The organism is Bradyrhizobium sp. MI1.7 (assembly GCF_055811795.1).
In genome coordinates this window covers 128,701-152,993 of sequence record NZ_JBVVPO010000014.1, presented here as the reverse complement: position 1 = coordinate 152,993, position 24,293 = coordinate 128,701, and the positions used below count along the sequence as shown (strand labels likewise).

Sequence of the window (24,293 nt, the reverse complement as noted above, 5' to 3'; positions counted from 1 at the left end):
CAATGGCTTCATGTCAATTGACCACTCCGTGGCCTCTGGCACGAAGCTTGCGACATCTTATCCCCGGGCTCCGCCAGACTGGCGCGGCCGCGAGATTAAGGCGGGACATCCGCCAAGGGGAGCGAGCAATGGATTTCGGCAAGATTTCACGACGTCATTTGTTGCAGGGCGGCGCGGCCCTGACCCTCGGTGCGGCAGCGGGCGTCCGTCCCGCCTTCGCGGCCGATACCACCATCGGCTTCATCTATGTCGGCTCGCGCGACGACTACGGCTACAACCAGGCGCATGCGCAGGGCGCGGCGGCACTGAAGAAAATTCCGGGGCTGAAGGTCGTCGAGGAAGAGAAGGTGCCGGAGACCGACGCGGTCGAGAAGACGATCGAGTCCATGATCAACCTCGACGGCGCCACCCTGCTCTTCCCGACCTCGTTCGGCTACTACAACCCGCACATGATCAAGATGGCCACCAAGTTCCCGAAGCTGCGCTTCGAGCACTGCGGCGGCCTGTGGAGCGACAAGGATCCAAAGAACGCCGGCAGCTATTTTGGCTATATCGACGAGGCCCAGTACATTTCGGGCATCGTTGCCGGCTACACCTCCAAGAGCGGCAAGCTCGGCTTCGTTGCCGCCAAGCCGATCCCGCAGGTGCTGCGTAACATCAACGCCTTCGCGCTCGGCGCCAGGCTCGCCAATCCCAAGGCCACCACGCAGGTTATTTTCACTGGCGATTGGTCGATGCCGGTCAAGGAGGCCGAAGCCACCAACAGCCTGATCGATCAGAGCGTCGACGTGCTCACCTGCCATGTCGACGGTCCGAAGACCATGGTCGAGAACGCCGCACGCCGCGGCGCCTTCGTCTGCGGCTATCACACCAACCAGTCGCCGCTGGCGCCGAAGGCGTATCTCACCGGTGCCGAGTGGAATTGGGAAGCGCTCTATCCGAAGTTCGTGAAGATGATCGCCGCCGGCGAAAGCATCCCGAACTTCTATCGCGGCGGCCTCAAGGAAGAGATCGTCAAGACCTCGCCCTACGGTGAGGCAGTCTCCGCCGAAGCGCGCAAGCACGCCGACGAGGTCAAGGCCAAATTCCTGTCGGCGGAGGGCTACGCCATCTTCAAGGGCGGCTTGGTCGACAACAAGGGCAAGACGGTGATCGCAGCCGGCACCGATCGCGGCCAGAAGGATCCTGAGCTGGAGAAGATGGACTACCTGGTCGACGGTGTGATCGGAGCGACTTCGTGACAACGGAAGCCGCGGATTCCACTGAAGCGGCCGGGACAATCGCCCCGGCCGCCGGTCCCGGCTTTCTCCAGCGCCATGGCGCGACAATCGAATACATCCTGATCCCGGGCGCGGCGCTGGCCGGCGCGCTCGTGGTCTTCGGCATCTTCGTCGCGATGTTCGGCAAGAACCCGCTCGACCTCTATTTCTACATGTACTACGGCGCTTTCGGCACCTGGTTCTCCTGGCAAAACACGTTGACGCGTGCCGCGCCGCTGATCCTCACCGCGCTCTGCACCGCACTGCCGGCACAGCTCGGCATGGTCATCATCGGCGGCGAAGGCGCGCTCCTGATCGGCGCGCTGTCGGCGACCAGCGCCGCGCTGGCGCTTCAGGGCATGCCGCCGCTCGTCGTCCAAATTGCCATGGTTATCGGCGGCGTGATCGGGGGCGGCCTGTGGATCATGCTGTCGGGCGGCTTGCGCCAGTATCGCGGCGTCAACGAGACCATCTCGAGCCTGCTGCTCGTCTACATCGCGCTCGCGATCCTCAACCATCTCGTTGAGGGGCTGATGCGCGACCCCGCCAGCCTCAACAAGCCGTCGACGCGCGAGATCGGCGCCGCCAACATGATCGGCAGCATTCCCGGCACCGACGTGCATTGGGGCCTCGTCTTCGGCCTGATCGCCGCGATCGCTGCCTACGTCCTGATCTATCACACCGTGTTCGGCTTCGCCGCGCGGGTCGCCGGCGGCAACATCCGCGCCGCAAAGATCGTCGGTCTCGGCGTCAGCAAGCTGATCCTGACCATCTGTTTCCTCGCCGGCGGCGCCGCGGGCCTTGCCGGCATGGTCGAGGTCGCCGCGGTGCAGGGACGCACCAACGCCAACCTTGCGGCGGGCTACGGATTCACCGGCATCCTCGTCGCGTTCCTCGCCCGGCAGAATCCGCTCGCGATCATTCCCGTCGCGATCCTGCTCGGCGGCATCAGCGCCAGCGGCGGCCTTTTGCAGCGCCGCCTCGGATTGCCCGACGCATCCGTTCTGGTGCTTCAGGGCATCATCTTCGTCTTCGTGCTGGCCAGCGACGCGCTCTACGGCCGCATCGGATTGTTGAAGGGAAAATCCTGAGATGGCAGACGGATCGATCGGGCTCTGGACTGTCCCCCTCGCTGTGCTCGGCGGCGCCATCCGCGTCTCGACGCCGTTCCTGTTCGTGAGCCTGGGCGAATGCATCACCGAGCGCTCCGGCCGCATCAATCTCGGCCTCGAGGGCACGCTGGTGATGGGGGCGATGAGCGCCTACGGCATCTCGTATCTCACGGGATCGCCCTGGCTTGGCGTGCTCGCCGCCGGCATCACAGGTGCACTGCTGGGCGCATTGCACGCCGGTATCTGCTCGCTGCCGCGCGTCAACGATATCGCGGTCGGCATCGCGCTGATGCTGCTTGGCACCGGCCTTGCCTTCTATCTCGGCAAGCCGCTGATCGAGCCCACCGCGCCGCGCCTGCCCGCGATCGATTTTGGCTGGTGGAGCGACGTCCCGCAGGTTCGCGCCGCGCTGCGCGTCAACGTCCTGTTCCTGATCGGCGTCGCGCTCGCGCCGATCCTCTATTGGGCCTTCCGCACCACGCGCTGGGGCCTTTTGATCCGCACCGCCGGCGAGAGCTCCGACGCCGCGCGCGCGATGGGCCATTCCGTGCTGCTGATCCGCCTGCGCGCGACCATGGTCGGCGGCTTCCTTGCCGGCATCGGCGGCTCGTTCCTGTCGCTGTTCTATCCCGGAAGCTGGAACGAGGGCCTCTCCTCCGGCCAGGGCATCACGGCCGTGGCCCTCGTGATCTTCGCGCGCTGGGATCCCCTGCTCTGCCTGTGGGCCTCGCTCGCCTTCGGCGGTGCCGCGGCCCTGGGCCCGTCACTGCAATCGGTCGGCGTCACCTCCGGCTATCACCTCTTCAACGCCGCCCCCTACATCCTGACGCTGGCGATCATGATCATCACCTGCTCGCCGAAACGCACACTGACCGGAGCCCCGGCCGAATTGTCGATCACCCGTTAGAGAACGAAATCATGCCCGAGCGCTATATCAAGTCCGAGCCCTACGCCTGGCCCTACAATGGCGATCTCCGCCCCCAAAACACCGCGCTCGTCATCATCGACATGCAGACCGATTTCTGCGGCATCGGCGGCTATGTCGACAAGATGGGCTACGACCTCTCGCTGACGCGGGCGCCGATCGAGCCGATCAAGAAGCTGCTCGCGGCCATGCGCGCCCAAGGCTTTCACATCATCCATACCCGCGAGGGCCATCGCCCCGATCTCTCCGACCTTCCCGCCAACAAGCGCTGGCGCTCGCGCCAGATCGGCGCCGGCATCGGCGATCCTGGTCCCTGCGGGCGTATCCTCGTTCGCGGCGAGCCGGGCTGGGACATCATCGAGGAGCTGGCGCCGCTGCCGGGCGAGCCGATCATCGACAAGCCCGGCAAGGGCTCGTTCTGCGCCACCGACCTGGAGCTGATCCTGCGCGTGCGCGGCATCGAGAATATCGTGCTGACCGGGATCACCACCGACGTCTGCGTCCACACCACCATGCGCGAGGCCAACGACCGCGGCTTCGAATGCGTCCTGCTGCACGATTGCTGCGGCGCCACCGACAAGAGCAACCACGAGCACGCGCTGAAGATGATCAAGATGCAGGGCGGCGTGTTCGGCGCGGTCTCGACGTCGGACGCCTTCATCGGAGCTATTTCGTGATCATCGGCGAAACACCGCCGCCAGCAGGCGCCTTCGGCGTCGACGCCATCGCCATGACCATGCGCTTCGGCGACTTCCTCGCGCTCGACAATGTCGAGCTGAAGGTGCGGCCGGGCTCGTTCCACGCGCTGCTCGGCGAGAACGGCGCCGGCAAGTCGACGCTCGTCAAATGCATCATGGGCTATTACCACGCGACCGAAGGCGACATCCTCGTCGGCGGCCGCGAGCAGGCGATCGCGAATCCAAAGGACGCCCACGCGCTCGGCCTCGGCATGGTCTACCAGCATTTTACCCTGGTGCCGGCCATGACGGTCGCGGAAAATCTCGTGCTGGCCCGCGACGATGTGCCGGCCGTGGTGAACTGGCCAAAGGAGATGAAGGAGCTCGAGGCTTTTCTGGCGCGGATGCCGTTCAAGATACCGCTCGGCGCCAAGGTCTCCGACATCTCCGCCGGGGAGCGGCAGAAATGCGAGATCCTCAAGCAGCTCTATCTGAAGCGCCGCTTCCTGATCCTGGACGAGCCGACCTCGGTGCTGACGCCGGCGGAGGCCGACGAAGTGCTCGGCATGCTCCGCGACATGGTCGTCAAGGGCGAACTGACCATCCTGATGATCACGCACAAATTCCGCGAGGTCATGGCCTTCGCCGACGACGTCACCATCCTGCGCCGCGGCAAGCTCGCAGGTGCCGGCAAGGTTTCCGAACTCACACCGGATGCGATGGCACGAACCATGATCGGCGCCGAGGAGCTGACCGTGCAGCCGCCGCGCACCGGCGAAGCCGGCCAGGCCCGGCTGGAATTGGCACAAGTCCGCGCGCTCGACGACGCGGGCGCCATCGCCGTGCACGACGTCTCACTCACGGTCCGCGCCGGTGAGATCGTGGGCATTGCCGGCGTCTCCGGCAATGGCCAGCGCCAGCTGGTCGAGGTGTTGGCCGGCCAGCGCGAGGCGGAGGGTGGTGAAATTCGCGTCGCGGGCGATTCCTATCACGCCAGCCGCGAAGAGATGCGGCGCCACAAGATGTCGCTGCTGCCCGAGGAGCCGCTGAAGAACGCCTGCGTCGGCGGCATGAGCGTCGCCGACAACATCGCCTTCCGTGAATTCGACCGCGCGCCCTTCGCAAGCGGCGGCTGGTGGCTCAATCGGAGCGCTTTCCGGGACGATGCAAAGAAGAAAATCGCGCAGTACAAGATCAAGACCCGCACCCCGGACACGCCGATCGCGGCGCTGTCGGGCGGCAACGTGCAGCGTGCCGTGCTGGCGCGCGAGCTTGGCGGCAACGTCGAGGTGCTGATCGCGGCCAATCCCTGCTTCGGCCTCGACTTCGCGGCGGTGGCGCAGATCCACGCCGAGATCATGGCGGCCCGCAACCGTGGCGCCGCCGTGCTGCTCGTCAGCGAGGATCTCGACGAATTGCTCGAACTCTCCGATCGGCTGGTGGTGATGTTCCACGGCGAATTCGTGTATGAAGCACGAACCAGCGAAGCCGATCTCACCGTGGTCGGCCGGCATATGGCGGGGCATTGACCAGGGACGAGCGATGAGCGGCGGATCCGAGCGCGACAAGCACTTCCTCCGCCTGTCTTTCGTGGTCGCGCGCCGCTCCCTCACCCATGGCAATCATCCGTTCGGCTGCGTCGTCGTAGATGCCGCAGGCAAGGTACTGATCGAGACCGAGAACGGCTACATGCCCGACCATGACGGCACTGCGCATGCCGAGCGCCTCGCGGCCACGCAGGCCTGCCGTAGGCTGGACCGCGAGGTGCTGGCGAAGGCCACGCTCTATTCCTCCGCAGAGCCCTGCGCGATGTGTGCCGGCGCCATCTACTGGGCCGGCATCGGCCGTGTGGTCTACGGCCTCAGCGAGCACCGCCTGCGCGGCGTCACCGGCAACCATCCGGACAACCCCACGCTCGATTTGCCGTGCCGCCAGGTCTTTGCCAGCGGCCAGCGGCCGACGGAGGTTGTGGGGCCGCTGCTCGAGGACGAGGCCGAGGCGCTCCACGGCGGCGTGTGGACGAAGTAGGCGCCGCCACATACTCAGCTTCGTAGCCTTCGTAGGGCGGGCAAAGCGAAGCGTGCCCAGCAATCCCAACCGCCCGGAGAGATGGTGGGCACGGCGCGTTGCGCCTTTGCCCACCCTACGCTCTCACAAGCGCCGATGGAGCCGCGCGGACATGCGCGGCGCCATCGTTGTAGCTTGGAGACTCAGCCGATCAGAACTTCACAGTGACGCCGCCGTAGACCGTGGATTCGGTGCAGCTGTTGGTGCTCTGGCCGGTCGCGGCGACCGTGCAGACGCCGGGCATGGCGTTGTGGTCGAGGCCGAACTTGTTCTGCCAGTAGCGATAGGCAACCCAGAGATCGACGAAGTGCGAGTACTTGTCACCCCAGGCGGCCTTCGAAGCGTCGAAGGTCAGACGGATCGGTTCGCTGTTCAACTCGACCTTGGAAGCAGTGGAGAACCGGCCAGGGCCGGAGAGCGCAGGCAGGCCGTTCGAGTCGCCCTTCGCTCCATACCAGCCGGCGCGGCCGCTGATCGACCAGAACTGCATGTTCGGCGGCAGGAAGCCGAGGTCCATGTAGTAGTTGATTTCGACGGCCCAGGTCGGGTTGTAGCTGACATTGCCATCGGAGTTACAGCTCACACCCGGGAGGGGGCCAGCAAAACCGCTGCCGCACTGAGTGAAGGCGTTGTGGTTGGAGAATTCCCAGTACATCAAGGGCGCGACGTTGATGTAGCCCTTGTAAGGAAGATCGAAGGCGAACTGGAGACCGGCAACGACGTCCCGCTTCGCGGGCGCCAAGAAGGTGTTCTCGGAATTGCCATCCATACCGACTTCAAACGAGATGTTCTGCAGCGGCCCCGTGGTGAAGGCCTTGGTGTTGAAGAGCTGGTTCCAGCCGAAGGTCGAGCGGAATAGGCCGTAGATCTCGGTCGCGCCGGCGCAGTCGGCTGCACCGAAGGAGGAGGACAGACCAGGTGCGATACAGGGCGAAGCAGGGTCGTTATGACCCGACTTGAACATGGAGATGGTGAAGAAGTTGGTGCCGTAGGCCCAGAGGTCGAAGTGCGTGAACGAATAAACCTGCTTGGCGGTCGTACCGTTGATGCTGCCGTTCGGATTGACGCTCCACATGCCGGGGTCAGTGCCCTTGGGCATCCAGGAGAACGTGACGCGGTTGTCGATCACCAGGAAGAACGGGACGTCCGACGCTTTCTTGGCAGCCTTGACCGGCAGGTCCGCTGCCTGAGCCAGGCCACTGGTAGCGAGTGTAGCAATCGACAGCGCCGCGGCTGCGATTGCCTTGAAACCAAACGACATCCTGAGTACCCCCAAGTTTGGACACGTAAAAATGAACGCCCCTTGGGTGCGACACTTGCGCCGATCTCCCGGAGTGAGAAGCCTCAACTTTTTTCAAGGCATGCCGCTTGTTTCGGCAGGAAACGGCCTTTCAACCCAGGAATTCGAGGATTTTTTCCGTTTCGCTGCTGCGTGCGTGCGGTGACGCGATGCCGAAGATTCCCGTTTGATTTCATTTGTCTTTTGTGGCGGCGCAAGAATGCAGACACAATTGACGACAGCGACCGTTGGCCCGGTCGGGAATTGCATACGCGCGCAGGCGCGACTTTGCTCAACTTCACGTCAGACCTGCACAGCGGGTTCCGATTTGGTTTGAGCCGTCACAAATTTGCAACAGGCGTCTCTCGCAGGAGGCCGCCGCAATGGCTCTCCCTGATGTCGGTTGGAAACGATCATCGACTGACAAGGGCCGCGACTCGCGACACAGACCGCCTGCCGAAGCGTTGAGCAAGGGATGACGCTTTTTCACATCTTACGCGACGGTTCAAACTAGCCCACAATTGAGGCACTTCACCCCGTGCCAGCGCATCAGCGAATGTTAGACCAGACGTCCAACGACCTGCATTCCGGCGAGCCCCCTCTGCTTCAGACGATCGGGCTCACCAAGCGCTATGGTGATTTCCTCGCCAACGATTCCATCGACATTGGTATCTGGCCCAAGGAAATCCACGCTCTGCTCGGCGAGAACGGCGCTGGCAAGTCGACGCTGGTCAAGGCGATCTACGGGCTGATCCAGCCCAACGCCGGCGAGATCCGCTGGCAGGGCCACCCCATCGTGCTGTCGGGTCCGTCAGAGGCGCGCAGCCGCGGCATCGGCATGGTGTTCCAGCATTTCTCGCTGTTCGACAATCTCACGGTCGCCGAGAACGTCGCGCTCGGCCTCGACGGCAGGGAATCCTTCAAGGACATGTCGGCGCGGCTGGAGCAGGTGTCGAAGACCTATGGACTGCCGCTCGATCCCAGGCGCGAGGTCTGGCAACTCTCGGTCGGCGAGCGCCAGCGCATCGAGATCGTCCGCGCGCTGATGCAGGATCCGAAATTCCTGATCCTGGACGAGCCGACCGCCGTGCTGACACCGCAGGAAGCCGACCAGCTCTTCATCGTGCTGGAACGCCTCAAGGCCGAAGGCCGCGCCATCCTCTACATCAGCCACAAGCTGGAGGAGGTGAAGCGGCTCTGCGACACCGCCACGATCCTGCGCGGCGGCAAGAAGGTCGAGACCTGCAATCCCCGGCTCGAGACCGCGGCCTCGCTCGCGCGGATGATGGTCGGCGGCGAGATCAGGGAAGTGAGAGCACCGGCAGGCCGGAAGACCACCGTGCCGCGGCTAGTCGTCAACGACCTTTCACTCGCGCCGAGCGAGGCGCATGGCGTGCGGCTCGAGCACATCTCGTTCGAGCTGAAGGGCGGCGAGATCCTCGGCATCGCCGGCGTCGCCGGCAACGGCCAGGACGAGTTGTTCGCCGCGCTCTCCGGCGAGCGCCTGTCGAACGACCCCGGCACCGTCGTGATCGAAGGCATCGCCGCCGGCCACCTCTCGATCACCCGGCGCCGCAAGCTGGGCGCGGCCTTCGTCCCGGAGGAACGGCTCGGCCACGGCACCGCGCCGCGCATGAAGCTGTCGGAGAACGCGCTACTGACCGGGCACGCCGCCAGCGGCATGGTCCATCACGGCTTCATCGACACCGCGGCGACACTAAAGACCGTGGACCGCGCCACCGAAACGTTCGACGTGCGCAAGGCCAAGCGGGATCCGGAAGCGGCGAGCCTGTCCGGCGGCAATCTGCAGAAGTTCATCGTCGGCCGCGAGATCCTGCGCAACCCCGCGGTGCTGGTGGTGAGCCAGCCGACCTGGGGCGTCGATGCCGGCGCCGCCGCCGTGATCCGCCAGGCGCTGCTTGATCTCGCAACCGCGGGCGCCGCCGTGCTCGTCACCAGCCAGGATCTCGACGAGCTCGCGGAGATCGCCGATCGGATCACCGTGATGTTCCACGGCCGGCTCTCGGCGCCGCTTGCAACAAGCGAAGCCACGCGCGAAAAACTCGGCCTGTTGATGGGGGGCAGCAGCCTGGAGCCGAAGGAGGCCGCGCATGCAATTGGTGCTTGAGAAGCGCGTCGAGCGTTCCAACACGATCGCGCTGGTCTCGCCGCTGATCGCGATCGGGCTGACGATCGTGACCATGATCATCCTGTTCGCGATCCTCGGCAAGAATCCGCTGCTCGCCCTGCATGCCTATTTCATCGCGCCTTTGACCGACGGCTATTCGCTGCAGGAGATCGCGGTGAAGGCGACGCCGCTGGTGATGATCGCGATCGGGTTGTCGCTCTGCTATCTCGCCAACGCATGGAACATCGGCGCCGAGGGCCAATTCCTGATCGGCGCGGTGGCCGGAAGCTGGATCGCGGTGAAGACGCAGGGCACCGATGCCGGCGCCTGGGTGCTGCCGGCGATGCTCGTGCTCGCCGCCGCCGCAGGTGCGCTCTATGCGCTGATCCCGGCGATCTGCAAGGTGAAGTTCGGCGCCAGCGAAATCCTGACCAGCCTGATGCTGGTCTATGTCGCCGACCTCTTCCTCGACTATCTCGTGCGCGGCCCCTGGCGCGATCCGCATGGATTCAACTTCCCGACCACGGCGGAATTCGATCCTGTGGCGACAGTCCCGCTGCTGATCGAAGGCGGCCGGCTGCATCTCGGCTCGATCATCGCCCTGCTCGTCGTCGCGGCAGCCGCGATCCTGCTAGGCCGAACCATCAAGGGCTTCGAGATCCGCGTGGTCGGCGCGGCGCCGCGCGCCGCACGGTTCGGCGGCTTTAACGCCAACCAGTTGGTCATCCTGACTTTCGCTGTGTCAGGCGCGCTCGCAGGCCTTGCCGGCATCATCGAGGTCGCGGGTCCGGTCGGGCATCTTCAGCCCGGCATCTCGCCCGGCTACGGCTTCACCGCGATCATCGTCGCCTTCCTCGGCCGGCTGAACCCGCTTGGAATATTAATTGCAGGCCTTTTTCTCGCATTGACCTTTATCGGCGGCGAGCAGGCGCAGATCGCGATGAAGATCCCGTTGGACGTCACCAAGGTTTTCCAGGGCATCCTCCTGTTCTACGTCCTCGCCTGCGATTCGCTCATTCTCTATCGCTTCAAGCAGGTTTTCCCGAACCGACAGGTGGCCCGTGGAACTGGTTGAAGCCATCATCCTCGCGGTGCTCGCCGCATCGACGCCGCTGCTGATCGCGGCGACCGGCGAGCTCGTGACCGAGCGCTCCGGCGTGCTCAATCTCGGCGTCGAGGGCATGATGATCGTCGGTGCGGCCTGCGGCTTTGCGGGTGCGTGGCTCACCGGCTCGATCTTCATCGGCGCGCTGTTCGGCATCGTCGCGGGCGCGCTGATGTCGCTGGTGTTCGCGCTGATGACGCTCGGGCTCGCCGTCAACCAGGTTGCAACGGGTCTCGCGCTGACCATCCTCGGCGTCGGCCTGTCCGGCCTGATCGGCGCCGGCTTCGTCGGCGAGCGCATCACGCCCGCGATGCACCTCACTATTCCCCGCCTCACGGACATGCCGCTGATTGGCCGGGTGTTGTTCGGCGAGGACGCCTTCGTCTATTTCTCCATCGCACTCGTCGTCGGCGTCTGGTGGTTCCTGTACCGCACGCGGGCGGGTTTGATCCTCCGCGCCTGCGGCGACAACCATGTCTCCGCGCATGCGCTCGGCTACCCCGTGCTGCGCATCCGTACCTTCGCCGTGATGTTCGGCGGCGCCTGCGCAGGCCTCGCCGGCGCCTATCTGCCGCTCGCCTACACGCCGTTCTTCATTCCCGGCATGACCGCGGGGCGCGGCTGGATCGCGCTGGCACTGGTCGTGTTTTCGTCCTGGCGGCCGGGACGTCTCGTGGTCGGCGCCTATCTGTTCGGCGCGGTGACGATCCTGCAATTGCACGCGCAGGGCTGGGGCGTCGGCATTCCATCGCAATTCATGTCGGCGCTGCCTTACCTCGCAACCGTCATCGTCCTGGTCCTGCTCTCCCGCGCGCGCACCGGCGGCTCGACCGCGCCGGCCGCGCTCGGCACCGTGTTCGTGCCCGACCGCTGAATTTCATTTCCGCAGCGTACGCGATGGGGCGCGTACGTTGCGGATCGTGGCTGTCCCCTGATGTTTGGAGATTGATGATGAGGAAATCACTTCTTGCGCTGGCTGCCGGGCTTTTGCTTGCCGGAAGCGTCAGCGCAGCCTCCGCCGCCGACAAGCTGAAAGTCGGCTTCATCTATCTGGGTCCGATCGGAGACTTGGGCTGGACCTACCAGCACGACCTCGCGCGCCAGGCCCTGGTGAAGGAGCTGGACGACAAGATCGAGACCACCTATCTCGAGAACGTGCCCGAAGGTCCCGACGCCGAGCGCTCCATCGAGCAACTCGTCCGCGCCGGCAACAAGCTGATCTTCACGACCTCGTTCGGCTACATGGACCCGACGCTGAAGGTTGCCAAGAAATATCCGAACGTGCATTTCGAGCACGCCACTGGCTACAAGCGCAACCCGAACATGTCGACCTACTCGGCCAAATGGTGGCAGGGCCGCTACATCCAGGGCCTGATCGCGGCCAAGATGTCGAAGTCCGGCGTGCTCGGCTATATCGGCTCGTTCCCGATTCCGGAGGTCGTCTCCGGCATCAACGCGACGATCCTGGCGGCGCAGACCATCAATCCGAACATCAAGGTCAAGATCATCTGGGCCAACACCTGGTTCGACCCGGGCAAGGAGGCCGACGCCGCCAAGGCGCTGATCGACCAGGGCGCCGACGTGATCATGCAGCACACCGATTCGCCTGCGGCGATGCAGATTGCCAGCGAACGCGGCAAGCTCGCCTTCGGCCAGGATTCCGAGATGATCAAGTTCGGGCCGAAGACCCAGCTCACCTCGATCCTGGACACCTGGGGCCCTTACTACATCGAGCGCGTCAAGGCCGAGCTCGCCGGCACCTGGAAGTCCGAGGACAGCTGGGGTGGCCTCGACAGCCACATGTTCGCGATGGCGCCCTACACCAACATGCCCGACGACGTGAAGAAGCTCGCCGAGGATGCCCAGGCCGCGATCACAGCGGGCAAGCTGCATCCGTTCAAGTGCCCGGTCATTGGGCAGGACGGCAAGCCGGTCGAGTGCAAAGGTGGCGATCACCTCGATGACGGCCAGATCCTCGGCATGAATTTCTACGTCAAGGGCATCGACGACAAGCTTCCGGGCAAGTAGCACGCTTCTTGCATTGCCTAGATCACCTGCTCCTCCCGGAGGAGGTTCGGAGGGGGTGGCCAGAAGCACCCGGCACTTGTGGTCGCCCCCTCTTTCTTTTTTGCCCGGATTATCCCGCCTGCATCGCCCGCGCCGCGGAACCGTGGCGGCGAATGAGATCGGGAACATCCAGTCCCGGGATCGCGCCGTCGATCACGGCCCATTGTCCCGCCACCATCACCCTGTCGGCCCGATGCGCCCCGCACAGCACCAGCGCGGCCAGCGGATCGCCGTGACCGGAGAAGCGTAGCTCGTCGAGCCTGAACAGGGCGAGATCGGCGGCCTTGCCGACGGCGATCTCGCCCAGCTCCGGCCGGCCGACGCAGGCCGCCGAGCCCTTGGTGGCCCAGCGCAGCGCATCCTTGTGGCTGACCTTGGCCACTCCGTAGCGCGCCCGCTGCAGCAGGAACGCCGCCCGCACCTCCTGCATCAAATTCGATCCGTCGTTCGAGGCCGAGCCGTCGACGCCGATGCCGATACCGACACCGGCCTCCTCCATCTCGCACACCGGGCAGCAGCCCGACGCCAGAATCTGGTTGCTGCACGCGCAATGGCTGATGGTCGTCTTCGCCTTGCCGAGCCGCTTCATTTCCTCCGCATTGAAGAAGATGCCATGGGCGAGCCAGGTCCGCGCATTGAGCCAGCCGCATTGCTCGAGATAGTCGAGCGGGCGGCAGCCATACATCTGCTGGCAGAAGTTGTTCTCGTCCTCGGTCTCGGCGAGATGGGTGTGCAGGCGGACGCCGAGCTTGGCGGCGAGATCGGCGGTGGCACGCATCAAAGACGTCGTCACCGAGAATGGTGAACATGGCGCCAGCGCGATCTGCACCATCGCATCCGTGCCGCGCTGGTGATGCTTTGCAACCACCCGCGCGCTGTCGGCGAGGATGGTGTCCTCGTCCTGCACGACGCTGTCAGGCGGCAGGCCCCCGTCGCGCTGCGACAGGTTCATCGAGCCGCGCGTGAGTAGCACCCGGACACCGAGCCGTTTTGCGACTGCGACCTCGATATCGACGGACTCCTCGAGTCCCGCCGGGAACACATAGTGGTGATCCGTTGTGGTGGTGCAGCCCGAGAGCAGGAGCTCGGACATCGCCACGGTGACGCCGAGCTCGAGCGATTCCGGCGTCATCTTCGCCCACACCGGATAGAGCGCCTGGAGCCAGGGAAACAGCTCGCGGTCCATCGCCGCCGGCAGCGCCCGCGTCAGCGTCTGGTAGAAATGATGATGTGTGTTGATCAGGCCCGGCAGGACGACATGCTCGCCCGCGTCGAACACCGCGACATCCGCCGTCGCAGGCCTGCCACCGGCCGGCACGAGCTCGACAATCCGGCCATCACTCACCACGATCCCGCGCTCGGCACCATCAGCGAGGATGGCGAGGGGATCCCTGATCCAGATCGGCTTTGCATCGCTCATGATCGTGGTCTCCTCACCTCCGCTGATGACAAGGCCGGCAAGGCGGCCGCCGGCCCGATCACCTTCATGCTACGACTTGCTTGTTGCGACTTGGCTCCGGTCTTGCAAGACTCATCTGTACGATTCATCGGGCGGAAGCTTTGGCGCAGCCATGGATTTGAATACCATCACGACGGTGGCCCATCCGCAAACGCGCGCGCAGCTGCCCGCCTGGACGGAAGGTGATGCTTGGCTCGCGGGCGGCACCTGGCTGTTCTCGGAGCCCCAGGTCCACCTGAAGCGACTGATCGATCTCACTGACCTGAAATGGCCGGCGCTCACGATCACCGACACCCATCTCACCATCTCCGCCACCTGCACCATCACGCAGCTCGACGGTTTCGCCTGCCCGCCCGACTGGCTCGCAGCACCGCTGGTCGGCCAGTGCTGCCGGGCTTTCCTTGCTTCATTCAAGATCTGGAAGACCGCGACCGTCGGCGGCAATCTCTGCATGTCGCTGCCGGCGGGACCGATGATCTCGCTCACATCAGCGCTGGACGGCGTCTGCACCATCTGGAAGGCCGGCGGCGGTGAAGAGAAGATACCCGTCGTCGACTTCGTCATTGGCAACCAGCGCAACCGCCTGACGCCGGGCGACCTGATCCGGCAGATCGATATCCCGATTGCCGCGCTGAAGCGCCGCACGGCCTTTCGCCAGATCTCGCTAGCCCCTGTCGGCCGCTCTGCGGCGCTTCTGATCGGCAGCCTGGATAGCGATGGCACGCTGACGCTGTCGGTGACCGCATCGACGGTGCGACCGATCCAGCTGTCCTTTCGCAAGGCTCCGGACGCGGGCGCGCTTCGCGACGCGATCGCAGAGCAGATCCCGGATGATCTGTACCACACCGACATCCACGGCAAGCCGCTCTGGCGCAAGCATATGACGCTACGGCTCGCCGAGGAGATTCGCGGCGAGCTCCTGGGGGCGATGCCGTCATGAGCTTCGAGGTCAACGGCAAGACGTTCCCGCAAGAGCCGCGCGCCGGCCAGTGCCTGCGCACGTTCTTGCGCGAGCTCGGCCATTTCGGCGTGAAGAAGGGCTGCGATGCCGGCGATTGCGGTGCCTGCACCGTGCTGCTCGACGGCGAGCCGGTGCACAGCTGCCTGATCCCGGCGTTCCGCGCCGAGGGGCGCGCCGTCACCACGATCGAAGGGCTCGGTGGCGACCATGGCGCGCATCCGATGCAGCAGGCCTTCCTCGAGGCGCAAGGCTTTCAATGCGGCTTCTGCACCGCCGGCATGATCCTGACCTGCGCCTCGCTGAACCAGGCGCAGCGCACTGATCTCGGATCGGCGCTGAAGGGCAATATCTGTCGCTGCACCGGCTATCGCTCGATCGAGGACGCGCTGCTCGGCAAGACCAATGTCGAGGAGAGCGTCGAGGCCGGCGCTGCCTTCGGCCGCAGCCTTCCGGCCCCAGCAGGCCCCGACGTCGTGCGCGGCAAGGCGCGCTACACCTTCGACACCCAGATCGACGGCCTGCTGCATATCAAGCTGCTCCGCTCGCCGCACGCCCACGCGAAGATCGTCGCGATCGACAAGTCGGACGCGCTACGCGTGCCCGGCGTGCACGCGGTCATGACGCATGAGGATGCACCGTCGGTTCTGATCTCGACCGCGCGGCATGAGAAGGACTGGATGGATCCGGAGGATACCCGCATCCTCGATGACGTCGTCCGCTTCATCGGCCAGAAGGTCGCCGCCGTCGTCGCCGAGAGCGAGGCCGCCGCCGAGGAGGCGTGCCGGCGGCTGAAGGTCGATTACGAAATCCTGCCTGCGCTGATCGATCCGGAGCAGGCGATGGCGCCGGGTGCACCTGTCATTCATCCTGACCGCACCACCGCGAACCGCATCGCCGATCCCCAGCGTAACCTCGCAGCCGAGACCCATGGCGAATACGGCGACGTGGCGGCGGCACTCGCGACGTCTGCCGTCACCTATGGGGCGACCTTCCACAGTCACCGCGTGCAGCACGCCGCGCTGGAGACCCATGGCGGCCTCGCCTGGCTCGACGCTTCAGGCGTGCTCAATGTCCGCACCTCGACGCAGGTGCCGTTCCTGACCCGCCGCGCGCTGTCGGACATCTTTGGGCTCCCCTTGGACAAGGTCCGCGTGTTCTGCGAGCGCGTCGGCGGCGGCTTTGGCGGCAAGCAGGAGATGTTCGTCGAGGACATTCTGGCGCTGGCTACGCTCAAGACCGGACGACCGGTCAAGCTGGAGCTGACCCGCGAGGAGCAGTTCATCGCGACCTCGACGCGGCATCCCATGCGGGTTCACATCAAGGCTGGCGCCGATGCTGACGGCCGGCTCACCGCGCTCCAGCTCGAGGTGCTCTCCAACACCGGCGCCTACGGCAATCATGCCGGCCCCGTGATGTTCCACTCGCTGTCCGAGTCCATCGCGGTCTACAACTGTCCTAACAAGAAGGTCGACGGCTTCGCCGTCTACACCAACACGGTGCCGTCGGGCGCGTTTCGCGGCTACGGCCTGCCCCAAACGCAGATCGCGATCGAAGCCGCGATTGACGAGCTGGCACGGCAGCTCGGCATCAGCCCCTACGACATGCGCCGGCGCAACGTCGTCAAACCAGGCGATCCCATGCTGTCGCCGCCGCCGTCCGAATTTCACGACGTGCTCTTTGGCTCCTACGGGCTCGACCAATGCCTCGACCTCGTCGAACGCGCCATGCAGGCGGACGGCCCGCAGCCGGACCTGACGCCGGAGTGGCTGATCGGCGACGGCGTCGCGCTGACCATGATCGACACGGTGCCGCCGGCCGGCCATCTCGCGGATGCGATGATCGCGCTCAATGATGACGGCGGCTTCGACCTCACCGTCGGCACCGCCGAGTTCGGTAACGGCACCAGCACCGTGCACCGGCAGATCGCGGCGACGACGCTCGCAACCACCGTCGACCGCATCCGCCTGCGCCAGTCCGACACCGCCCATGGTGGCCACGACACCGGCGCCTATGGCAGTGCGGGCACCTTCGTTGCGGGCAAGGCAACGCATGCGGCCGCGATGCAGCTCGCGACCGAACTGATCGCTGTGGCCGCCAGCGCCTGGCTGTGCGACGCCGCGAGCTGCACGCTCGACGACGAAGCGGTCGTCAGCGGCGTGCGGCGCATGTCCTTTGCCGAGCTGGCGAAGCTTGCGCGCGAACGCGGGCAGCCGTTCGCAGGCACCGGCAATTCCGAGGGGACGCCGCGCTCAGTCGGCTTCAACGTCCAGGGCTTTCGCGTTGCCGTGAACAAGGGCACCGGCGAGATCAAGATTCTCCGGAGCGTGCAGGCGGCGGACGCCGGCGTCGTCGCCAATCCCATGCAGTGCCGCGGCCAGGTCGAGGGCGGCGTCGCGCAGGCGATCGGGGCGGCGCTCTACGAGGAGATGGTGATCGACGCTACCGGCCGCGTCACCAACCCGAAATTCCGCGACTACCACCTGCCCTCCTTCGCAGACGTTCCGCGCACGGAGGTCTTCTTTGCCGAGACGTCCGACACGATCGGGCCGCTGGGCGCCAAATCGATGAGCGAGAGCCCGTACAATCCGGTCACCGCCGCGCTCGGCAATGCGATCGCGGATGCCACCGGCATCCGCTTCACCGCGCCGCCGTTCAAGCCGGACCGGCTGTTTCCGGCGCTGCACGAGAAGTTTGGGAATTAACTGCCACGATAGGTCGAGTAGCTCCACGGCGTGACCAGCAGCGGCACGTGGTAGTGGCTTTCCGGCTCGCTGATCGCAAAGCGCAGCGGGATCTCGTCGAGGAACGGCGGGTCTGACAGCGGCACGTTGCGCTCGGCGTAATATTTGGCGACGCTGAATTTGAGCTCGTAGCGGCCGATCGGCAGCGGACGGCCGCCGATCAGCGGCTGGTCGGTGCGGCCATCCGCGTTGGTCACGGCGCGCGCGATGATGCGGCTCTCACCGAGGCTCGCGAGCTCGACGAGCTCCACCGGGATGCCGGCTGCAGGCTTTCCGACGTGATTGTCGAGCACATGCGTGGAAAGCCGGCCATGCACTTTCAGCTTGTCGTCAGCCACGACGAGCTGATCGAGCCGCAACGCGGAGATGCGGCCGATCTCCTCGATCGCACGCCGCGTCTCTGTCTTGGCGATATTGCGCAACCGCGTCTCGAAGTCGCGCAGCACGGAATCCCTGGTGTGACGGCGCACGCAAACGATATAGGGGAAGCCGAACTTATCGCGGTAGGCATAGTTGACGCGCTCGAACGCGGCGTATTCTGCATCTGAGAGACGGTCGAGGCCGGCGCTGTTCTGCTCGTCGGTCGATTCTGCGGTGAGCCCCGCTGCACGCTGGGTCTTGTTGGCGAGATCGGGATGCGCCCGGATCAGCGCGAGCTGCACGTCGGGCTCGGCAGCCTGGATCGCCGCCATCAGCGCTGAGTGCAACTGGTTGATACCGGCGAACGGCCGCTGCCCGGCAAGTTTCTCCGCAATCCACGGTGAATATTCGACGACGTTGGCAAGGACCGCGACAAAGCCGGCCTGATCAGCAGCATTGAGATCGGCGAGCGAGATTTGCGCCATCGTCCTCACCCGATCTCGAATGCGTCGGCGGCAAGATGCGCATGCTTGTCGTGCCAGTGCTGCGCGATCTGGAGCCGCGTCGGCACCCAGACGCGATCGTGCTTGCCGATATAGTCGAGGAAGCGGATCAGTCCTGCGGCACGGCCGGGCCGGCCGGCAAGACGGCAGTGCAGCCCCACCGACATCATCTTCGGCGCGGTCTCGCCCTCGGCATAGAGCACGTCGAAGGCGTCCTTCAGATAGGTGAAGAACTGCTCGCCTTCGGCAAACCCCTGCGGGTTGATGAAGCGCATGTCGTTGGCGTCAAGCGTATAGGGAATGATGAGCTGCTTGCCGCTCGCGCCCCTGACCCAGTAGGGCAGATCGTCGGCATAGGAGTCGCAGAGATAGAGGAAGCCGCCCTCCTCCATCAGGAGGCGGTTGGTGTTGATCGAGGAGCGCCCGGTGTACCAGCCGAGCGGCCGCGAGCCCGTCGCCTCGGTATGGACGCGAATGGACTCTGCGATCTCGGCGCGCTCTTGCGCCTCGGTCATGTCCTTATGCTCGATCCATTTTAGGCTGTGGCTCGCGATGTCCCAGCCCGACTCCTTCATCGCCGCAACGATCTCGGGATTCCGCTTCAGCGCGGTGGCAACGCCGAACACGGTGGTCGGCCACTTCCGCTCGTTGAACATCCGCCACAGCCGCCAGAAGCCGGCGCGCGAGCCATATTCGAACATCGACTCGATATTGGCGTGGCGCTGGCCCGGCCAGGGCTGCGCGCCGAGGACGTCGGACAGAAACGCTTCGGAGGCGCGATCGCCGTGCAAGATGTTGTTCTCGCCGCCTTCCTCGAAATTGACGACGAACTGCACCGCGACCCGCGCGTTGTCAGGCCATTGCGGATGCGGCGGGTTGCGGCCGTAACCGCGGAGATCGCGCGGGTAGCGAGTATCCGTCACTCAGACTTCCTCGAAGCGGATCGGCAGGGCACCCTTCCAGAGCACGCTCTTGCCGAGGGTCGCAAGATTCTCGAGGCCCGAGGTCAGCGTGATGAAATGGTTGCCGGCGAGCTGGCCCATTTTGCTGGCGAAGTGTACGCCGCCATAAGCGAGCAGGATCTCGGTCTCGCTGATGCCGCCGGGATAGAGGATGATCTGACCCGGCGCGGGATAGCTGGTGTGGTTCTCGTAGCCGACGCCGAAATCGAGATCGCCGAGCGGCATCCAGACGCCCTCGCCGCTCCAGCGCACATGGATGATGTGGCTTTCGAACGGCAGCGCCTTGCGGAACGCAGCGACGGTCTTGGGTGCCAGTTGCTCCTCGAAGCGGGCATCGAAGGTGAAGTCGCCGGCGCGGATAACGAGTTTGCTCATCTCATCTCTCTGGATCGGGGGCCAAAGGCCCACGGGGAATTTTCAAGCAAAGAGCATTCCATCGGGCTTCGCGCAAGTGGCGCGGCCCGTCATCTGCGGTCGTAGGACCAGCCGAAAATACCGCTCCGCCGCACCTCCGGCTCGGGCTCGGCGGCGGGCGCGGCCGAAGGGGGCGCCTCCTTCAGTTCCGCCTGTGGCGGAGGTGGCGCCGGCAGATTCTCGCATCTCATGGAGTAGACCAGCTTGCCGTCTGCGGTCCGCCCGATCGGGGCGCAGGGATCTGGATGCGCTGCCGAGGTCTTTGGCGTGAGCTTAACCTGCGCGGCCGCCGGCGAGGCGATCAGGAGAAGGACCAGCAGATATTTCGACATCGTTGTCGCCTGAGGAGTCAATTCGCCTCATTGAACCGGATTGCCCGGGGCAAGTCCACCGGCGCCGCGGGCGCGATTGCCGAATATTTGACCGGCGCTAGAAAATTTGATCGCCCCAACGTGATGGCCGCGCGTCGGATCGTGAAACCGGCCCGGCTGATATTCGGCAGGACACATCGCCATGTCAGCCACGACCGCGAACACAGGCGACATTTTTCTCGCAGCCTGAATCGCCGTCACGGGAGAAACAACCATGCGAAAGACCTTTGCCATTCTCGGCGCCCCCCTGATTGCCGCCGCCACCATCCAGACCGCCGCCGCGAGCGACCGCCACCACAGAAGCAAGGCACACCCCGCCCCGATCACCCAGTCGGTCCGCGACTCCAACGCGTTCTGGCCGTCGCAGCCGACCACACCCGACTGGCAGCGCTACGCCAACGGCGCGCTGTCGGCACCGGCGGGACGGTGATACGGGCGTAGAACGCGGTTGCTGCGACGTCTCTCGTGTCCCGGACGCGCTGCAACGCGCAAGCGTTGCTGCGCAGAGCCGGGACCGAGAAAGCGACACGGTAGAATGCGGAGACATGGGCTGCGGCTCTGCAGCACACCGCAAGAGCGCTGCGCTGCGTCCGGGGCACGAGACGGAGTATGAGGCAGCGGCGGCGTCCTCCAAGTGCCATTGTCATTCCCCGCGCAGGCGGGGAATCCAGTACGCCGCGGCCTCTCGGCTCAATCACAGCCGTCTCTGGAATGCTAGATCGCCCGGTCAAGCCGGGCGATGACAGCGAGTGCTGCAGACGCACCAATGGCCGACGCGCTGACAGTCGCAGACCCTTTGGCGATGGGCGGGCCGTCGCTCTCGGTCATCGTGTTCATTCCTGTTGCGTCGCGACAGGATAACTCGCTTCCGCTTTTTTGGCGGCATAGCGAACCTTGCCCGGACTTGCCGGTAGGTCAACCGAATGACCCCAACCGGACTTTGGCTGCGGGCCTCGCATGCGCTACGCGGTTCGGGATGAACCCTGCATGACACGCTTGACCACCATGGCCGCGATCCCCGCGAGCACGGCCTTTGCCTGCGGGGACGCAAGTATGTCGATGATCGGGTTCGACGGTTGGGCTTGCTCGTGAGGCTGGGCATCGCCACTGGCGAGGATATCCCGGAGCTGACCGGGCCTCCCATGCAGATCGGTGAGCACCTCGCCCAGTTCCTTCGGTTCGGGGGCCACTTGTCCCGGTAGCGCCACGCCGCGCGCGGCGGCTCGCTCCTGCAGCATCTTCACGAACGCCGCCCGTTCTTCCGGCGAAAGCTTGCCCAACGCTTCTATCGCTGCCTGCGCGTACTGGTCAGACGGCACGGCGTGTGACACATTACCATACCGTTTGAGAACCTCTTGATCGGAATAACCCTCCGACGGATTTCCTTGTTCGTATCGATCAACGAAATCCCGATACTCTTTCTGGCGTTGCCCACCGCCCATTAACTCGTCAAGGATACCCATGTACAGCTCCTCCTTGCGTGATTAGCTCAGGCTGCTTGCCACAGACCACGACACGTTTCGCTTGCGCGACATAAGAGCGATATCGGCGTTACGCACAAGATACAGGCGAAGAGTGCAGTCGCTCCGATAGTTGCTACTTCCAAGGTAAACCCACGTTGAGAGTATTGACCTAGGTCAAAGGGTCATGGCGGCCGTGCAAACTGAATGTTTTGCTTGTGAGGCGTGAGTGGACATTCCACGCGCGTGTCGCAATGATCGCTATTGTCCCTGCTGAAGCTTTTGGGTCCGGCCAAATGTGCGGTGCGCGATGGCAAATATTCGCAAGTGTCACCGTCGCGCGGTCCCCGCCCATCCTTTTGCTCTCCGCAGGACCCGGTGACCGATGCGGATGGTCGCTCAGCGACGCCCGGCAATCCAGAGGAGCAAAAGATTCGTTTTTACGCCGGAGCAGCTGCCTTCGCCTGATCCGACGCATCAGGTTGCGCGGAGGTCACGTGAACGACTGCTTCCAAGGCTGCACCGAACGACCCGCTTGCTACCAACGCGTTGGAAGCGTTTCCCACCGTTTCTGCGGCTCCCGTTCCCAGCAAAGCGAACAGGATACGGGTTGCGCCAATCCTTTTACTGAGCCCTCGAACGACGTGCTGAATCTTGGCGGTGGACGGCTGACTCAGATAGCAGACACATACAAGCGCGGTGTTCGCCAATTCGAGCGAAAGCAATTTCGACATTGATGAAGCATCAGCCTTTTCCGCATTGCCTGAATCCCGCGGTACCGCAGAAGCTGCGCCAGCACAAGCGCCGTCGCCTCATCGAGTCGCCCGGCACCAGGGATGCAAACGACCGAAATAGACGAGGTCGGCGGCTCCGGAATCAAAGCATGCTCGGAGCCTGCTCGCTCGAATGTAATGGCAGCTCCGGGGCTTGAGCTTAGATCCGGGGAACTGGGTCCTGTTGCTTCCACGTCATGGTGTGCCCCCAGCTCAGCGACCAATTCTTCCACCGTTGAGACTACCCGATTTAATCGGTCCTGATCGAGGTGACCCAATTGACGGTCGGCCTCCGCGAGTCTCAGGCCTTTCAAGAGGATGTCGTCATAATAATTCTCAAGCGACGAGTCATTCAGGTATTCATGTGCCTGTTCCACCGCTTCAATGGGATCTCCCGCCAGCATTCGTTGATAAGCCAGTTGCGGCGGCGTCAGCGGTGGTCGGTCGCCAAGCATAACGTCAAGAAATTTGAGGCGATCGACATGCCGCCCAAGGACGACGAGACAAATTGTTAATGGCGTGGCCAACACCAGTCCGACCGGCCCCCAAAGCCACGTCCAGAATGACGCTGACAGGATAATTGCAATCGGGGAAAGACCCGAGCTATGCCCAAAAATCAAGGGTTCGAGGACCTGTCCTGCGAGCAACTCAAGCACGACGAACAATGCCGCCGTAAGTATCAGCATCTGCCAGCCCGTGCCCACCGCCGCCGCGAGAATGAGAGGGAATACCGCAGATATCAATGCACCGATATACGGTACAAATCGCATAATCATCGCGATCAGACCCCATAGCGGAGCCGAGGGGACACCGATGAATTCAAGACCTAAGCCTATTGCAAGACCGAACACGCCATTGAACGCGATCTGGGTAAGAAAGAGCTTGCTCAGACGCTTACCGGCGTCGTCCAGGGCCGCAGTCGTGCGTTGAATATCCGCGGATCCGGCCAGTCGGACAAGCCGATTCCTCAGATCTTCCCGTTGCAGCAGGACAAAGACAACAAAGATCACGACGATCCCTGTCGTCGTTAAAGGTGAAATCAGTGGCTGGATGATTGCGCCAAACGTCGACAGAGCACCAGGATCGGGTTGCCTTACCTCAACGGGTATGGGTATCGGCTTGTCTGAGGGCTGTCTGGTGAGTTCGCCGTCAGTAGGTCGACCGGCCCCATCTCGATTCTGCAACTCTGTCTTCAATTCTTTCAGAACTGTCGACGCCTGCTCCAATGTTCCAGAGCCGCCGCCCATTAAGCCGCGCAGGCTTTCGATCTTGTCACTCAATGTTTGTTGATAGCCTGGCAGCTTGGTGGCGAGCCGGGTCGCCTGCGAAACCATAAGACCGCCTAGACTAAATATGATCGAGAATCCGATGAAGACGACCACCAGCACAGAAATCGTGCGCGGAATTCGCCAGGAACGTAAGCGCATCACGAAGGGCGCCATAACGAAACTCAGGAGAACTGCTAACGCGAAGGGAACAAAAATTTCACGACCGAAATAGAGCGCAGCAATTATCAACGCTGCGACGGCCATATTCGTCAGCACAGTCCCCCGCGGCTGTGCCAATCTCATTTGAGGAGATTTCTCTTCCATGGCGCGTCTTCCATGGCGCGGCTCATTCATCCCATACGTGGGTGAATTCTCCTTCGCGACACCATCCTACACCGAACG

At 64.1% G+C, this 24,293-nt stretch carries 21 protein-coding genes; 13 read left to right on the top strand and 8 right to left on the bottom strand.

Annotation, left to right across the window (positions count from 1 at the left end; genetic code table 11):
- Window positions 1–128: 128 nt before the first annotated feature.
- From AC0L3X_RS16085 to AC0L3X_RS16060, 6 genes are read left to right on the top strand one after another with little or no spacing between them, the layout of a single operon-like run.
- On the top strand, window positions 129–1,241 hold the full coding sequence (locus AC0L3X_RS16085) for a BMP family ABC transporter substrate-binding protein (RefSeq protein WP_473316523.1): 1,113 nt from the start codon (window positions 129–131) through the stop codon (window positions 1,239–1,241).
- Window positions 1,238–2,350 (top strand): ABC transporter permease, encoded by a 1,113-nt coding sequence (locus AC0L3X_RS16080; protein ID WP_473316522.1) that lies wholly within the window; start codon window positions 1,238–1,240, stop codon window positions 2,348–2,350. The genes AC0L3X_RS16085 and AC0L3X_RS16080 overlap by 4 nt, the downstream gene beginning before the upstream one ends.
- A gap of 1 nt (window position 2,351) precedes the next feature.
- Window positions 2,352–3,278 (top strand): ABC transporter permease, encoded by a 927-nt coding sequence (locus AC0L3X_RS16075; RefSeq protein ID WP_473316521.1) that lies wholly within the window; start codon window positions 2,352–2,354, stop codon window positions 3,276–3,278.
- An 11-nt stretch (window positions 3,279–3,289) separates the two neighbouring features.
- The gene (gene biuH / locus AC0L3X_RS16070) at window positions 3,290–3,973 is read left to right on the top strand and encodes a biuret amidohydrolase (RefSeq protein ID WP_473316520.1); all 684 of its coding nucleotides are present in this window, start codon (window positions 3,290–3,292) and stop codon (window positions 3,971–3,973) included.
- Entirely contained in the window at window positions 3,970–5,502 is a 1,533-nt protein-coding gene (locus AC0L3X_RS16065; protein WP_473316519.1) for an ABC transporter ATP-binding protein, read from the top strand. The genes biuH and AC0L3X_RS16065 overlap by 4 nt, the downstream gene beginning before the upstream one ends.
- 13 nt (window positions 5,503–5,515) lie before the next feature.
- Window positions 5,516–6,001 carry a nucleoside deaminase gene (locus AC0L3X_RS16060; protein WP_473316518.1) on the top strand — a complete coding sequence of 162 codons (486 nt, stop codon included), beginning with the start codon at window positions 5,516–5,518 and terminating at the stop codon, window positions 5,999–6,001.
- Between the two features lie 190 nt (window positions 6,002–6,191).
- Here AC0L3X_RS16060 and AC0L3X_RS16055 read toward each other — a convergent pair whose 3' ends face one another.
- On the bottom strand, window positions 6,192–7,301 hold the full coding sequence (locus tag AC0L3X_RS16055; protein ID WP_085405721.1) for a hypothetical protein: 1,110 nt from the start codon (window positions 7,299–7,301) through the stop codon (window positions 6,192–6,194).
- Window positions 7,302–7,875: 574 nt separating this feature from the next.
- On the opposite strand from AC0L3X_RS16055, the gene AC0L3X_RS16050 reads away from it, so the two are divergent.
- The 4 genes from AC0L3X_RS16050 (at window position 7,876) to AC0L3X_RS16035 (ending at window position 12,580) form a co-directional block, all read left to right on the top strand.
- Window positions 7,876–9,447: an ABC transporter ATP-binding protein gene (locus tag AC0L3X_RS16050; RefSeq protein WP_473316517.1), complete on the top strand. Its 1,572-nt coding sequence runs from the start codon at window positions 7,876–7,878 to the stop codon at window positions 9,445–9,447.
- Window positions 9,431–10,522 carry an ABC transporter permease gene (locus AC0L3X_RS16045; protein WP_473316516.1) on the top strand — a complete coding sequence of 364 codons (1,092 nt, stop codon included), beginning with the start codon at window positions 9,431–9,433 and terminating at the stop codon, window positions 10,520–10,522. Before AC0L3X_RS16050 ends, AC0L3X_RS16045 begins: the two co-directional genes overlap by 17 nt.
- Window positions 10,509–11,426 (top strand): ABC transporter permease, encoded by a 918-nt coding sequence (locus AC0L3X_RS16040; protein ID WP_473316515.1) that lies wholly within the window; start codon window positions 10,509–10,511, stop codon window positions 11,424–11,426. Before AC0L3X_RS16045 ends, AC0L3X_RS16040 begins: the two co-directional genes overlap by 14 nt.
- Before the next feature lie 77 nt (window positions 11,427–11,503).
- The gene (locus AC0L3X_RS16035) at window positions 11,504–12,580 is read left to right on the top strand and encodes a BMP family ABC transporter substrate-binding protein (RefSeq protein WP_473316514.1); all 1,077 of its coding nucleotides are present in this window, start codon (window positions 11,504–11,506) and stop codon (window positions 12,578–12,580) included.
- 109 nt (window positions 12,581–12,689) lie between these two features.
- On the opposite strand, the gene AC0L3X_RS16030 is transcribed toward AC0L3X_RS16035, so the two are convergent.
- A complete protein-coding gene (locus AC0L3X_RS16030; protein ID WP_473316513.1) occupies window positions 12,690–14,039 on the bottom strand; it encodes an 8-oxoguanine deaminase in 1,350 nt (449 codons plus the stop codon).
- Window positions 14,040–14,190: 151 nt separating this feature from the next.
- Here AC0L3X_RS16030 and AC0L3X_RS16025 point away from each other — a divergent pair, with 151 nt between their 5' ends.
- Window positions 14,191–15,018, top strand: coding sequence for an FAD binding domain-containing protein (locus AC0L3X_RS16025; protein WP_473316512.1), 828 nt, complete (start codon window positions 14,191–14,193; stop codon window positions 15,016–15,018).
- Window positions 15,015–17,741: a molybdopterin-dependent oxidoreductase gene (locus tag AC0L3X_RS16020; protein ID WP_473316511.1), complete on the top strand. Its 2,727-nt coding sequence runs from the start codon at window positions 15,015–15,017 to the stop codon at window positions 17,739–17,741. Before AC0L3X_RS16025 ends, AC0L3X_RS16020 begins: the two co-directional genes overlap by 4 nt.
- On the opposite strand, the gene uraD is transcribed toward AC0L3X_RS16020, so the two are convergent.
- The 4 genes from uraD to AC0L3X_RS16000 form a co-directional block, all read right to left on the bottom strand.
- Complete coding sequence (uraD, locus tag AC0L3X_RS16015) at window positions 17,738–18,625, bottom strand: 2-oxo-4-hydroxy-4-carboxy-5-ureidoimidazoline decarboxylase (RefSeq protein ID WP_473316510.1); 888 nt, start codon at window positions 18,623–18,625, stop codon at window positions 17,738–17,740. The two genes, AC0L3X_RS16020 and uraD, sit on opposite strands and share 4 nt — an antisense overlap.
- A 5-nt stretch (window positions 18,626–18,630) precedes the next feature.
- Window positions 18,631–19,566: an allantoinase PuuE gene (gene puuE, locus AC0L3X_RS16010; RefSeq protein WP_473316509.1), complete on the bottom strand. Its 936-nt coding sequence runs from the start codon at window positions 19,564–19,566 to the stop codon at window positions 18,631–18,633.
- Window positions 19,567–19,980 carry a DUF3830 family protein gene (locus AC0L3X_RS16005; protein WP_014493672.1) on the bottom strand — a complete coding sequence of 138 codons (414 nt, stop codon included), beginning with the start codon at window positions 19,978–19,980 and terminating at the stop codon, window positions 19,567–19,569.
- Window positions 19,981–20,069: 89 nt separating this feature from the next.
- On the bottom strand, window positions 20,070–20,351 hold the full coding sequence (locus AC0L3X_RS16000; protein ID WP_473316508.1) for a hypothetical protein: 282 nt from the start codon (window positions 20,349–20,351) through the stop codon (window positions 20,070–20,072).
- A 253-nt stretch (window positions 20,352–20,604) separates the two neighbouring features.
- Here AC0L3X_RS16000 and AC0L3X_RS15995 point away from each other — a divergent pair, with 253 nt between their 5' ends.
- Window positions 20,605–20,820, top strand: a complete 216-nt coding sequence (locus AC0L3X_RS15995) for a hypothetical protein (protein ID WP_473316507.1) — start codon at window positions 20,605–20,607, stop codon at window positions 20,818–20,820.
- Window positions 20,821–21,352: 532 nt separating this feature from the next.
- Here the strand turns inward: AC0L3X_RS15995 and AC0L3X_RS15990 are convergent.
- Both AC0L3X_RS15990 and AC0L3X_RS15985 read right to left on the bottom strand, forming a co-directional pair.
- The gene (locus AC0L3X_RS15990; RefSeq protein WP_473316506.1) at window positions 21,353–21,853 is read right to left on the bottom strand and encodes a hypothetical protein; all 501 of its coding nucleotides are present in this window, start codon (window positions 21,851–21,853) and stop codon (window positions 21,353–21,355) included.
- Between the two features lie 670 nt (window positions 21,854–22,523).
- Window positions 22,524–24,215, bottom strand: a complete 1,692-nt coding sequence (locus AC0L3X_RS15985) for an AI-2E family transporter (protein ID WP_473316505.1) — start codon at window positions 24,213–24,215, stop codon at window positions 22,524–22,526.
- Window positions 24,216–24,293: the final 78 nt, after the last annotated feature.

Bases quoted from the DNA above. Each gene is read 5' to 3' on its own strand.
- AC0L3X_RS16085 (WP_473316523.1), top strand. From the start codon at position 129: ATGGATTTCGGCAAGATTTCACGACGTCATTTGTTGCAGGGCGGCGCG.
- AC0L3X_RS16075 (WP_473316521.1), top strand. From the start codon at position 2,352: ATGGCAGACGGATCGATCGGGCTCTGGACTGTCCCCCTCGCTGTGCTC.
- biuH (WP_473316520.1), top strand. From the start codon at position 3,290: ATGCCCGAGCGCTATATCAAGTCCGAGCCCTACGCCTGGCCCTACAAT.
- AC0L3X_RS16060 (WP_473316518.1), top strand. From the start codon at position 5,516: ATGAGCGGCGGATCCGAGCGCGACAAGCACTTCCTCCGCCTGTCTTTC.
- AC0L3X_RS16055 (WP_085405721.1), bottom strand. From the start codon at position 7,301: ATGTCGTTTGGTTTCAAGGCAATCGCAGCCGCGGCGCTGTCGATTGCT.
- AC0L3X_RS16050 (WP_473316517.1), top strand. From the start codon at position 7,876: ATGTTAGACCAGACGTCCAACGACCTGCATTCCGGCGAGCCCCCTCTG.
- AC0L3X_RS16045 (WP_473316516.1), top strand. From the start codon at position 9,431: ATGCAATTGGTGCTTGAGAAGCGCGTCGAGCGTTCCAACACGATCGCG.
- AC0L3X_RS16035 (WP_473316514.1), top strand. From the start codon at position 11,504: ATGAGGAAATCACTTCTTGCGCTGGCTGCCGGGCTTTTGCTTGCCGGA.
- AC0L3X_RS16030 (WP_473316513.1), bottom strand. From the start codon at position 14,039: ATGAGCGATGCAAAGCCGATCTGGATCAGGGATCCCCTCGCCATCCTC.
- AC0L3X_RS16025 (WP_473316512.1), top strand. From the start codon at position 14,191: ATGGATTTGAATACCATCACGACGGTGGCCCATCCGCAAACGCGCGCG.
- AC0L3X_RS16020 (WP_473316511.1), top strand. From the start codon at position 15,015: ATGAGCTTCGAGGTCAACGGCAAGACGTTCCCGCAAGAGCCGCGCGCC.
- uraD (WP_473316510.1), bottom strand. From the start codon at position 18,625: ATGGCGCAAATCTCGCTCGCCGATCTCAATGCTGCTGATCAGGCCGGC.
- AC0L3X_RS16005 (WP_014493672.1), bottom strand. From the start codon at position 19,980: ATGAGCAAACTCGTTATCCGCGCCGGCGACTTCACCTTCGATGCCCGC.
- AC0L3X_RS16000 (WP_473316508.1), bottom strand. From the start codon at position 20,351: ATGTCGAAATATCTGCTGGTCCTTCTCCTGATCGCCTCGCCGGCGGCC.
- AC0L3X_RS15995 (WP_473316507.1), top strand. From the start codon at position 20,605: ATGCGAAAGACCTTTGCCATTCTCGGCGCCCCCCTGATTGCCGCCGCC.
- AC0L3X_RS15990 (WP_473316506.1), bottom strand. From the start codon at position 21,853: ATGGGTATCCTTGACGAGTTAATGGGCGGTGGGCAACGCCAGAAAGAG.
- AC0L3X_RS15985 (WP_473316505.1), bottom strand. From the start codon at position 24,215: ATGGAAGAGAAATCTCCTCAAATGAGATTGGCACAGCCGCGGGGGACT.